Genomic DNA, 12,269 nt, shown 5'->3' on the forward strand with positions numbered 1-12,269 from the left:
CGGCGGCGCGGGGAATTTTTTTAATGTCAGAAATTGCAATCACCAACTCACTTTACAAAGAAAGTTTTGGTATCACAACTTCCTGTGCAAACTTATGGGTTTCATCATAACAAAAAGTATGGAATCGAACTAACTCTTCTCCATTGTGTTTATATGAAAATTTTAACACTTGTGGTATTTCGGTAAGTTCAACAATCGTATTTCCTGCTCCATTATTTAAATTGAAGGATGCCTTCGTTTTCGACAATACTTTCCACTCCCCCTTTAATACCGGAACATCGAAATCACTTTGCGAAGTAGCAGAATAATCAGCATACAATTTGATCCCAAAATTCATTGGAGACGATTCACAAAAATAAAGAAAGGGTTTTATTTCTTCTATTGTAACACTTCCCCAATTGGGAATTGTAATTCCACCTAAGTTGTCTTCAATACTCTCATAATTGATTGGTTCATCTGATTCCTTTAAACCTTTAATGATAGATTCTTTTCTTTTTAGTTCTTCTTGTTGCAAACGTGAAGATTCGGCTTTCTCTGCTTCCGTTGGACCCTCTGCTTCTTTTTTGCAATTGATGGTCATGAACATCACTGCAACACCTACCATCATCATCATTTTCACTTTAAAATATCGATGTTTCGTTTCTTTCATTAAATTCACCTTGGTTTAATTTTATACTTTGTTTTTCAATGATATCATTCCCATCATTCACCACCACTCTCCCCTTTGTACCGTTTTGAATCGAATACCAAACGATTGATGTACTGGCAAACGGTTGACTCATTCTGCAGTTCGATATCAATCCTCGGTTTATCGGATCGTAAGTCCGTGGCAGGAAAGGTGATATAAAGCGAATCATGTCCTAATTCCTGAAAACACAATTCCTCATCTCTACTCGGAGAATCTCCGGAACCTCCTTCTCCATTACATCCATAGTATACCCCCGATACATAAAATTGACCCTTCGGTTGTCTCCATTGGAAATCAGTAAAACAAGTTCCATCACTCGCACTTCCAGAATTTGTCACAAAGGAACCGCTGGATTCTTTATCACGTTTAATATTGGGATGTGACCGAACAATTTCATAAATCATCCAATAACGATCCACAGTCGACAACATATACTGCATTTCACCAAGCCCTTCATTGAACCCACCTTCACCAAATTTGGCGGCAACGAGTACGACTGCCTTTTCATAAGGATTGGTTTTAAAAATTTCTTTGTAATCTTTTGGTATGGTTGCCAAAAATTCTTTGAAACCTTGGCCTGAAGTGAGGAGATAATCTGTTGTGGCAAGAGGTGTTAGGATCACTTCTCCTGCTTTTAGTTTGATGCGAAATCCAATGGATCCACCTGATTCTTCTGCGACGATCGAAAGTACTTCTAATCTTTCCTCCGAACCTAAATTTCCTGAACCATCCATCTGAGTGATGTGTAAAAAAACACCATCGTTCTCTTTGAATTCTAACTTTCCATTGGCGACAACAGACAATGGATCAAAATTTGGTTGGAATTTTTTCACAATGTCCATTGCGGTTTGTGATGAATTCGAAAGTGAAAAGTATTGGAATGGCAATCCTTTCGCAGCATATGCACCATCTTTGGCAATCAACTGAAAAATCATCTCTGGGATTAGATAATGATTTTTGAATTTATTAAACTGTGCCACTAGACCCTTATACGAATTCGCTCTCACAGCAAACTCTGAATAAAGTTGTTTTTCCATTACCTCTTTTTGGTGTTTAAAATCTTCAAATAGAGGACTAGAAGTTCCTTCAGGTAAAATCAGTCCCGATCCATCTTTTCCTATTTCACGTAGAGCCGCGAAACGTTTCACAATGGCAGCGAGCCTCGGATCTTTCGGAGAATCTTGCCCAACTAATTCGGGTAACAAAACCAATTCGTTTATAACTTTTAGGCGATCATCCGGTTTTGGAAATTCCAGCGCCAAAGCCGTGTTAAAGATATCTACATTTACTTTCGATAGATCTATCGATTTGATTTTTTCGGGAGAAAGCAACCACTGTCTCAGTGAATTTAGTACTTCGTAATCATTTTTACCAACGATTGTCCCCACTGCTTTCGCATACGTAAAAGCGCTCCCCATACCAAGTATCCGCGTAAGATAATCCGCACTAATTTTTGCAGTGCTCGGAAAATATGCCTTACCATCATCGCACTGTGCTTTCAATCTTTCAGGACAGATCGCTTCAAAATAAGTAAACGTAGTGTCTTTTTCCGTCACCTCTACATAAGCAGAAATTTCCACGTTGTCTTTGGCATTGACTTTTCCAATCGCCTTCCCTGGTAACTTCGTATCCTTGAATAATTCCAATTCAAGATTGGGTTGGAAAAAGTAAAAACGCATCGACGGTTCAAAAGGTTTTACTTTCCGTTTGGAACAATTGGAAAATGCCAAAAGTAGAATGGCAGTCGCAATCATTGATCGCAAAATAAATGGAGTTTGGTTCATAGTGTTCCTGTGTGAGTTAGATTGTCAGGCATTCTAAATGGAAATATATTGACAAGTCAAATCAAAAACAATTTTTGAACCATCTGTACAATATACCAATTAGTAGATAATGGATAACTAATCTTAAGAGAGCGATTCTGAAATCAAAACCGTTGCTTTTGAAACACATACTTATTTCGTATGGAATCATGAATTAGGACGATTGGGATAAGTGGTGCGCCTCGCATTGGTTTTTTGATTGTAATGCAATCGAATCACGACCCCGCTTTCCGCTGCAATCTTTCCAATGGATTGAAAAAAGAAATTACATTGAATTAGGAAAGGATTTCCGCTCCAATCGGTGGCGCGGTACTTCCATTCATACGAAACATATTTTAAAAAATCAGAATAGGCAATCCCTTGGGCGCGAAAGTATTCGGTAATGGCAACATCCAAATAATTAAGATAATTGGCATTAAACACAATCCCTTGTGAATCCACCTCCGCAGACTGAAAAAGTCGAATCTAAACCAAGAATCGAATCAAATTTCTTTATCTATTTGAAACTTTCGTTTATGGTATAATAGTGCTTTCTTCAAACAGACAATCAGTTTGGTTTTTGGAATTTTTTGATTTGTAGAAAAATTTAAAGCACGTTTGCCATCACAATTTAGTTCCGGGAATTGAATGGCAATCTCTTGGGCAATGGTCGTTTTACAATTGAAATAAATTCCAAACATCGAATCGTCCACTTTCGCGAGTCGAATCGTTGAACCAGACTTGGTAATGGGTGTTAAAAAACTTGGTTCTCCCCATTTCAAACATTCCTGAATCATTCCAATTCGCTCATCTGCTTCAGCCAATTCATAGATCAAGGTTCGAATTTGTATCAATTGGTCTAACATCGACTGAGGAACACTAAAGTAATACGAGGATACTTCTTCCGAAGGAAGTGGATATTTTTGACTCCATTTGTTCTGATTGGATTGATTTCGATGAGGGGATGGCAACGAGAATACCTCAAATCTTAATATTGAAAGACCGGTCCAATGGTTTCATCACTCTCCTTAAACCGAACCGTGTCACCAATTTTGACAGAACCAAAATCAGTCACGCCATCTATGATTGTCGTGAGTTTTACATTTTCTTCCGTTTGTACGATCGCAAGTAAATAAGGTGCTCGCGATGCCATATGACCAAAACCAACATGTACAACAGTGAAGGAAACAATCGTTCCGTTCTGTTTTAATTCGATCGTTTCAATGGATTCGCTGCCACAAGAGGGGCAACCATCTAACACTTCCGCTACTTTGCATTGGCATTTGTGGCAAACAATGCCAGTTAAAGTCACTGTTGGGGTCATAGTACCATTACTCGTATTTACCAAATTTTAATGCAATCTGTTTATTTTAAGATTTATGATTTGAGATTCACGATTCAATTTTGATGCAACTGCCGGCGATGATTTGATAACCATTTGAAAACTGTTTCCATACCCGCAAGTAACGAAACCGGCCTTCGATCGGATTTCCTAACATAGTCCCTTTTGTATCATAAACGATAAGGACTATCGCAGTATCATTTATTATTTGGATCTCTTCCAATTTTGATACGATTGATTCTACCAACATCGTTTTGTTTTTATGTGAGTCCAAATCCATTTCTTTAGTGACAATCAAACCATTTGGTGCAATGAATCTCAAATCTTCATGGATGACAGATTCTAAAAATGGAATATCACTTTTTTTAATAGCTTCAATGAGTTGTTTCTCCAAGGATTCGATTTCTTGAGTTTGAATGGATATCTCCACTGCGTTTATTTCCTTCTCTTCTTTTTGTCTTACTAATGTTTGTCGATATTTACTTCAATTCAGCATGGGAGGTTTCCCATAATGTTTTGTATTGCTTAGGTATCCCTTCATTTTTAAACACTTCTACTTCCAAAGTTTTACCATATTTGCTATATACAAAATATTCATTAGAAATTTTAGTTGGAACGATGGAAACTTCCGAATCGATATCAATATCATTTGTTGAATTGAAAAATTCATAACAATCTGGTGTCCTCACATACTTCAAATTCTCTTGGTTATCTGTAAATTTATTTGTAACTTCATACCGGAATGAAGTTTCACCATAAATAAAGGAACAACTCATAGAATTATCTTTTAAAAAAGATTCCATTTTGATCGGAGTTTTTCCTAAGTGTATGATACTTTCACTGGAGCTAGGACAACAACATCCGCAATGTTCTTCTCTCACCAAAATTGCATTTTTAAATGGATGGTCTAACTTTGCAATCGAAGTTGAGAATCTATCTGATTTATATATAAAATTTTCTTTTTTGTTATAAATGAAAAGTTTTTGTCCCTCTATACATTCTTCCATTTCCGTTTGATTTTTACGTTTTGCAAGAATGAGATCGTAACCATTGATCGAGTTTTGTTCATTGATTTCGTAATCCATTAACTCATTTTGTAAATCTGCTAAATTGCTACTTAATTCTTCAGGTTCAAAACTTAATGAATCAGCCCAGTTTAATTGATGTTCGCTCCATGTAGTGATCGTATAACCAGAAAAGATCCATCCACTTTTTCCGTTATATGCAATTTGAAACCAATATCCCTTAATTGAATCGATGGTGACAAGCTTAGGGTCAATCGCAAGAACACTTGATACATATCCATTGGGAATCTTCTCCAATACATTCGAATCCTTGTTTGGTTTTTCACGAAGACGTAACCTTGAATTGACATTCACCCTCATAAACAGTTCAGGTTTCCTTTCGGAAAAATCAGAGTTTTTTCCATAATAATCCTTTCCTTCATAAGTAAAGTGTATCACAGAGATTTGGTCTTTGTTTTGTACCATTTTTTTGATCATCACTATTGATTTCCAAGGAATGGTTAAACTAACTTTCGTTAAGTCAATGGAATCGTAAACTTGAGCTGCTGGAATTTGTGTGACAAAACGTTGGAGCGATCCTTGCTCTGATTCTACTTTTTTTTCGGAACAACCAAGTAGTAAAAGCATTAAGAAAAAATAGTATTTCGATTTCATAAAATTTGTGCCTAAGATTCAAATTCGATTTTCAATCTACCTAATTTGATTCACAATCATAAATCCTATATTTTATTCTTCGATTCTAAAAATTGGATCGTTTTCGAGGTAGTGATAGAAATTTAGATTTGGGGCGACTCCTTGTGCCGAAGTATAGCGTGTTAACTAAAGTTAGGTGTTCGGTTATATCTTAACCAATTTTTCCATTACTTCCTTTTCTTTTTCTGAAAGCTGTTTTAAAATTTCTGAAGCTTGCACTATATCTTTTTTTTCTTTGCTTTTACTCACTTTCAGAAATAAATTAGAAACGTCTGTCCAAAGATTTGCAATTTCAATGAATTCTTTATGAGCCTGAGCGAGTGTGCCAAGTTTTAATAATTCGTAACTTTCTTGTAAGAAGTCCCTGTATAAATTTCTGAACAAGGCACCACCTGTTCCTGCTTTTTGCATCAGCATGGCAGATGTAGAAAAATCACCTGTTATCTCATTTGTCGTTTCGAACCACTTGGATATTTCTTTACTTGTTTTCAATATTCCTTTGTACCCAATATTATTAATTGGTGGATTGAGATAATCAATTGCATTATTACGAATGGCTGTTGGGATTACTTTTTTTAGATCAAACTTTTTGTTTGTTTTGTTTATGATGTAATACAAATTTTTTGAGGCCATTGGACCTTTTTCGGATCTTGCTAGTTCTAAACTTTTCAGACTTGTTTTTACTTGTCCGCCTTGTTGTTTTGTATCAACCAAAAAAGCATATTCTTTATCATAACCGTAAATAGCAGTATAATGCCCAGCAAAGTGAATCGGTTTTGAAAAATACTCTAAATGATAACAGTCAAGTTTGAGTCCAACTACCTTCCCTTTGTTTAGAAGTTGTTTTACGTTGTCCCAAGCTTTTTGCTTTGAAGAAGTTTCGTTAGATATTAGTTCAAGATTTAAGTTTTTAATAATGTTTTGCGTGAGCAAGTCAGGTTTGATTCGTCCACCGATGAAAGGGAAATTCATAGTTTTCATATTCCAAAAAATGAAACCTAGTCCTTCACCTAATCCAAAAAGCATTGGTTCAGATAGGTCGATATTGAGTTGTCGTAACAATGTTCCTGTTGCGGTCGTCTCACAATGTTGTCCGTCAAATGGTTTTAAATTCTCAATTTTCATTTTGTTTACTTTTTTTGTCAAATTTGGCGCATAAGACCTACCGAAGTTGTCCCTGAGTCCCGGAACGGGACATTAGGGACTGGCATGTCGCTCGTATTTGCAAGTTGAATGCCAGGAGGAAATTGGCCGTCGGCCGAAAGAGGCCTTGTGCCGAAGCGTATCGTTAAGGTGCTGTTATGTGATGGTCAGCAGATTAATTAATCCAGTTTTCTATTTTAAGTTCTTTAATTCTTTTATACTCTTTTTCATTATTTGTAACTAAAATAATGTCACTAGCAATAGCCTGAGAAGCGATGAGTAAATCATACGGTCCAATTATTTCTCCCTTTTTCTCTAGTTTAGTTCTGATAGTTCCTGCTACCGATGCTGATTCTGAGTCAAAGTTTATGACATTTAGGTAACCCAGAAATTCATTTAGAGTTTTTTGATTTTTATCAGCTTTTTGACTTTTTTGAACACCATATCTTAATTCAAATTCAGTGATGCTAGAAATGAAGATGTTATCTAAACTAATTTTTTTGAATTTTTGGTAAACATTTTCAGGTTTTTTATTAATGATATAAATACAAATATTTGTATCTAATAAATAATGATTCATATAGAATTTCGTTTGTCGAAAGACTTAGGTTGATTTCTCTCAATGAGAAAATCATCCGAAAAATCATTTAGAGACTTCCATAATCTGTCAACGGCATCGTCGATAGGTGATATAATAACGCAATTTCCATCTTTTCTAATGTAGACTTCTTTTCCTTTAAATCTAAATTCTTTAGGGAGTCTAACCGCTTGACTATCACCATTTTTAAATAATTTCGCACGATTCATATATATTATTTAGTATATATTTTGTTGGAATGTCAATTACTATTTTAGCAGTTTTTTCTTTGGCCGTACCCATGTTCTGAGGCATACATTTCCTGACTGTCGTATAACAAGTCTATTTACACACTCGCATGATTCTCTCAAACCCTGCTGTTCATCTTATTTCAATTAACACCCACGTTCACGCTGGTATACGAATTACAGATATCACCCTAATTCCCACTGGCTATCGGCATATCAATGAATCCCTCACACAACGTATGAAGATATCTCTTCTGATTTATTTTTAGTTAGTTTTTCGAAGTGATTTGAAAGAGGAAAATGAGAACCAAGTTTAAACCCCAATACACGGGGCCTAAACTTGAATTTGAAAGAGAAATTGGTTTTACTTCAATCGTTCGATGATTGTTGCAATCCCCATACCACCACCAATACAAAGAGTGATAAGGCCGTAACGAAGGTCTCTTCGTTCCAACTCGTCAAGCACCGTTCCAGTGAGGATAGCACCTGTTGCTCCGAGTGGGTGACCAAGAGCAATCGCTCCACCGTTCACATTGATTTTGGATTCATCGATTCCGAGTGTTTTCTTTACGTATAACACAACAGATGCGAAAGCTTCGTTGATTTCCCAAAGGTCGATGTCTTTTACACTGAGGCCTGCTTGTTTCAAAGCTTTTTGTGAAGCAGAAACAGGTCCAGTTAACATGATGGTTGGGTCTTCACCAGTCGCTACCGTTGCAAGGATTTTTGCACGAGGTTTTAAACCATATTTTTTCAAACCATCATCGTTCGTTACTAAAATCGCCGCAGCACCATCCACGATACCGGATGAGTTTCCAAGTGTATGGATGTGGTTGATTTTTTTCACTTCTGGGTAAGAACGAAGTGCAATGGCATCGAGTTCTTTTTCACCAATCGTTTTGAAAACAGGACCAAGGCTTGAAAGGAATGCATAATCAGATTCCAATCGTGGGTTCTCTTCCTCTGTCACAACAGTTCCATCATCCAAAGTGATTGGGATCACAGATTTTTTGAAGTATCCGTTTTGAATGGCAGCATGAGCTTTTTGTTGTGAAGATTCTGCAAAACGATCTGCTTCTTCACGAGAAATATCATACTTCGTTGCAATTAAGTCAGCAGAGATTCCTTGTGGAACTAGGTTGTAATGAGCAGCAATTTTATCGTTACCTACGTTAAAATCACGACCGATCATATCATCACCCATTTTCACTCGGCTCATGGATTCCACTCCACCACCAACTCCAAGTTCCATCGCTCCAGACGCAACATGGTTTGCTACGTTGTTCAGTGCTTGTAATCCAGATCCGCAAAAACGGTTTACTGTATAACCAGGAACATCTTTTGGCCAATGTGCCGCCATAACCGCATAACGTGCGATACATGCAGCTTGGTCAGCGACTTGGGATACACAACCCATTACAACTTCTTCTACCGTTTTTGGATCGATTCCTGTACGGGATTGGATGGCTTTTAATGTGGCAGCAGCTAATTCTTGTGGGTGGACGGATGCAAGTGTCCCGCGTTTTTTGCCCTTTCCTCTCGGAGTTCGGACAGCATCAATAATATAGGAATTCCCCATGGGTTTACCTCTCTCTGGGTGTTCTAGGAAAAACGTACAGAGTTCGCCTCACAAGAAAAGTAAAAAAATCATCATTTCGTCATAGTTTTTGTGAATTTGTGACGGTAGTACTTCATTTTCGCTTGGATTTGGCAAGAATAGCCCAAAATCATCGCATCGAGCCTGTCTGCCCTACTTTCATTTCGTTCCTCTGCGATCCGAATGTATCGAAAATTGGGGTCAATCGCCTCTGAAAATTCCCGTTTGTTCCAATCCACATACCGCCAGGCACTGAAACTATGGTTCACCCCCACCTTTTCATCGATGGTTCCAATCAGTTGGAACTTGGATTCACAGGGTGTTCGAAAGAAAATGTAACGGTTGAAAAAATACAAAATGGTCCTGTGAGGGTTGGCATCCAAAACGGATCGAAAGTGTTCCTTCATTTCTTCCACAGTGTAAAACAAATCGGGTCCAGAATTGGTGCTCCGAAAGATTACGGGCGAGAATTCATTGGGAGTATAAAGTTTTGTCAAAATGCGAATGTAGGATGGGTCATCCAATCGATAGGGAATTTCGTTAAAGGCAAACGGAAACGGATCGCGTTCCGTCAGATGGATTTCGATATAACGGGTATGATCGTATTCAGGGTCATTGATGTCGGTTGCGACAATTTTTTTGATGTATTTCGCGAGGAACTGGTCTTCATACAAATCTCTGACGGTCACAGCTCCTTCTTCATAAAGAATGGCACTTCCAAAATCAATAAAACTTGCACCAACTAACAAACGTCCAATGGAACCATACTGGTGGTGTAAAATTCGATTCCGAAACATGGAACGTAATATCAAATTATGGTCATACAAACGTTTGCGACCTGACCTTTGTTCTACGACCGTATTTTTTGTTTTTTTGACTTTGTAGTAATGGATGTGATTGGCTAATCCAAACCTTAATTTTTCAAACGCATGGTTTTCTAAAACTCGTTTTTCATCCTCTTCATTTTCAATGATGGTGGTTTCGGCAAACAATGGAGAGACTAGTCCAAAACCCATGCCGAAGTGACACAGGATTAAAAAAAAACTGACTCGGTTCGATGTAGATGAGAAAAATTTGAAAAACACAAATACTGGAATGAAATGGTTAGGTAAGAAACCCGGATGCATTTTGAAAATACGATTCCGGGTCTATGTTTCGAAGGTAAGTTAGAATCTTAATTCCTTTGGCCGAGGATGGGACCACCTGTTTTTTCCATCATTCTTTCTTTGGTCAAAAACAAATCTTCCCTGTTGTCAGCTGCCATCTCTCCGGTTCCATCCAAATAAATAGCTCCTTTGGGACATGCTTCTTCGCATAACCCACAGAAGATGCAGCGAAGTAAATTGATTTCAAATTTTTTGGCATATTTGTCTTCGGGGTGAAGGTGTTGGCGTTCAGCAGTGACTTCTGCCGCTTCGATATGAATCGCATTGGCAGGACAAATCCACATACAACAAAAACATGCCGTACACCTCTCACGACCTTGTTCATCTCGTTTCATAGAGTGCATTCCACGAAAGCGAGTTGAGTATTGTCTTTTTTTATCAGGGTATTCAATTGTGACTTGTTTGTTAAAGAACGCAACCTTCACAAAATGTTTGAGGGTGATCCAAAGGCCTTTGCCAATGGACCAAAAGTAAAATTTTTCATACCAAGAAAACTGGTGTTTTTTGGCTACGTTGACGACATTAACGGTTCCCAACGGATGCCTCCATTTTTTTTGTCATGGTTTTCACAATGAGTTCCACAACACCTGCGGAAGTTTGTAATCCTTGGATGGGATTCATTGACTTTTCAAACGTTTGTTTTAGGCCATTTTTATTGGTAAAACTTCCTTCGGCTTCACAGAAAATCTGAATCGGTGCCGCCAAACTCGCGTTCTTTGCTGCATCAGTCAAATTGGTATCCAAACTAATCACTTGCGTTGGATCGATCCCTTCTGGAATGGATTCTTTCAAAAGGATCACTAGATCAATCGACCCTTGTTTCACTGCGGAGACAATTCCAGAAATTCCAGATGGTGTCGTAAGACCTAAGTCCACTGCCCCTTTGGTATTCGGATGGTAATCTTTTGTGAGTAAAAAATCAACCTGTTCTGTTTCTTTGTTTTGGGCATCTGTCACTCGTGTTTCCCACTGGATGGATTTCCCACTTAATTCACGGGAGAGTGTTTGCAGATTTTGTTTGAGTGCTTCTAAGGTTTCGTTGGATTCGTGAGCGCCACCAAGAACGGCGATTGATTTTGCATCTTTTAAGCGATCAATGATTTTGGAAATTACCACTTGCGAAGTGGATGGTTTTCCACTTTCCAAATAACTGAATAGACGATTATCATTCATCCAATCCAAATCAAATCGACCTTTGTCACAAAGGAAAAACATCCCTTGATCAAAATTTTCCCGAACCATATATCGATACATTTTATTGTCTCGAACATTAGTTGTTACATTACAACCTGTGGAACATCCATGACATACCGATTTATGAGACTTATACCACCAAACACGTGATTTAAACAATGTTTTGTTATTGAGAAGGGCACCCACAGGGCAAATGTCTGCTAAGGCACCTTGGTAATTATGATCTATGGGTTCTGACTTGGCAAGTCCGATGATGGAATGATTTCCTCTTTCAAAGAGACCGAGATTTGATTCCCCTACTTTTTCCTCTTCGAACCTAACACATCGATAACAAACGATACATCGATTGTGATTGATGATGAGATTAGTTCCAATTTCTTCTTGAGGGATATTTCGTTTTTCAAACTCAAATCGAGAATGTCCTGTTCCTGATCCAAAGGCATTGTCTTGCAAACGACATTCCCCAGCCTTATCACAAACTGGACAGTCTAACGGGTGATTGGCGAGAAGGAATTCCATGGTACCAGCTCGTGCTTCTTTCACACGATCGGATTTTGTGATGATACCCATTCCCTCTTTTACAGGAGTATTACAAGCAGCTTGTAACCTAGGCACCCCTTCAATTTCAATGAGACACATACGGCACATTCCGACAATGCTCAGAGCTGGGTGGTAACAGAAGTAAGGAATTTCAACTCCTACTTCTTTTGTTGCATCAATGAGGTTTTTCTTTTCGTCGACTTCGTATTCGACTCCGTCTATCTTTATCTTAACCAAAGAACAGACCCCCTAGG

13 protein-coding genes and 1 pseudogene are annotated in these 12,269 nt (G+C 37.9%); all 14 read right to left on the reverse strand.

The window, feature by feature from the left end; genetic code table 11:
* Nucleotides 1–52 precede the first annotated feature (52 nt).
* Nucleotides 53–649 (reverse strand): hypothetical protein, encoded by a 597-nt coding sequence (locus LEPBI_RS16620; RefSeq protein WP_012390311.1) that lies wholly within the window; start codon nucleotides 647–649, stop codon nucleotides 53–55.
* 53 nt (nucleotides 650–702) lie between these two features.
* Nucleotides 703–2,472 (reverse strand): hypothetical protein, encoded by a 1,770-nt coding sequence (locus tag LEPBI_RS16625; RefSeq protein WP_012390312.1) that lies wholly within the window; start codon nucleotides 2,470–2,472, stop codon nucleotides 703–705.
* Nucleotides 2,473–2,858: 386 nt separating this feature from the next.
* Nucleotides 2,859–2,976: pseudogene (locus tag LEPBI_RS19490) on the reverse strand (acyl-CoA thioesterase); the annotation flags it as partial.
* A gap of 17 nt (nucleotides 2,977–2,993) precedes the next feature.
* Nucleotides 2,994–3,461 (reverse strand): hypothetical protein, encoded by a 468-nt coding sequence (locus LEPBI_RS16635; RefSeq protein ID WP_012390314.1) that lies wholly within the window; start codon nucleotides 3,459–3,461, stop codon nucleotides 2,994–2,996.
* Between the two features lie 17 nt (nucleotides 3,462–3,478).
* A complete protein-coding gene (locus tag LEPBI_RS16640) occupies nucleotides 3,479–3,814 on the reverse strand; it encodes a Zn-ribbon domain-containing OB-fold protein (protein WP_012476462.1) in 336 nt (111 codons plus the stop codon).
* 67 nt (nucleotides 3,815–3,881) lie between these two features.
* Entirely contained in the window at nucleotides 3,882–4,262 is a 381-nt protein-coding gene (locus LEPBI_RS16645; protein ID WP_012390316.1) for a nuclear transport factor 2 family protein, read from the reverse strand.
* 49 nt (nucleotides 4,263–4,311) lie between these two features.
* On the reverse strand, nucleotides 4,312–5,511 hold the full coding sequence (locus LEPBI_RS16650; RefSeq protein WP_012390317.1) for an SH3 domain-containing protein: 1,200 nt from the start codon (nucleotides 5,509–5,511) through the stop codon (nucleotides 4,312–4,314).
* 183 nt (nucleotides 5,512–5,694) lie between these two features.
* Complete coding sequence (locus LEPBI_RS16655) at nucleotides 5,695–6,675, reverse strand: BtrH N-terminal domain-containing protein (protein WP_041770094.1); 981 nt, start codon at nucleotides 6,673–6,675, stop codon at nucleotides 5,695–5,697.
* A 193-nt stretch (nucleotides 6,676–6,868) separates the two neighbouring features.
* Nucleotides 6,869–7,273: a type II toxin-antitoxin system tRNA(fMet)-specific endonuclease VapC gene (gene vapC, locus LEPBI_RS16660; protein ID WP_012390319.1), complete on the reverse strand. Its 405-nt coding sequence runs from the start codon at nucleotides 7,271–7,273 to the stop codon at nucleotides 6,869–6,871.
* Nucleotides 7,270–7,500: a type II toxin-antitoxin system antitoxin VapB gene (gene vapB, locus LEPBI_RS16665; RefSeq protein ID WP_012390320.1), complete on the reverse strand. Its 231-nt coding sequence runs from the start codon at nucleotides 7,498–7,500 to the stop codon at nucleotides 7,270–7,272. Before vapB ends, vapC begins: the two co-directional genes overlap by 4 nt.
* A 382-nt stretch (nucleotides 7,501–7,882) precedes the next feature.
* Nucleotides 7,883–9,097 carry an acetyl-CoA C-acetyltransferase gene (locus LEPBI_RS16670; RefSeq protein ID WP_012390321.1) on the reverse strand — a complete coding sequence of 405 codons (1,215 nt, stop codon included), beginning with the start codon at nucleotides 9,095–9,097 and terminating at the stop codon, nucleotides 7,883–7,885.
* A gap of 71 nt (nucleotides 9,098–9,168) precedes the next feature.
* A complete protein-coding gene (locus tag LEPBI_RS16675) occupies nucleotides 9,169–10,131 on the reverse strand; it encodes a hypothetical protein (RefSeq protein WP_226992824.1) in 963 nt (320 codons plus the stop codon).
* Between the two features lie 158 nt (nucleotides 10,132–10,289).
* The gene (locus tag LEPBI_RS16680; protein WP_012390323.1) at nucleotides 10,290–10,817 is read right to left on the reverse strand and encodes a NuoI/complex I 23 kDa subunit family protein; all 528 of its coding nucleotides are present in this window, start codon (nucleotides 10,815–10,817) and stop codon (nucleotides 10,290–10,292) included.
* A complete protein-coding gene (locus tag LEPBI_RS16685; RefSeq protein ID WP_012390324.1) occupies nucleotides 10,804–12,252 on the reverse strand; it encodes an NADH-quinone oxidoreductase subunit G in 1,449 nt (482 codons plus the stop codon). Before LEPBI_RS16685 ends, LEPBI_RS16680 begins: the two co-directional genes overlap by 14 nt.
* Nucleotides 12,253–12,269 lie beyond the last annotated feature (17 nt).

This window comes from Leptospira biflexa serovar Patoc strain 'Patoc 1 (Paris)' (assembly GCF_000017685.1).
Taxonomy (GTDB): Bacteria; Spirochaetota; Leptospiria; order Leptospirales; family Leptospiraceae; genus Leptospira_A; species Leptospira_A biflexa.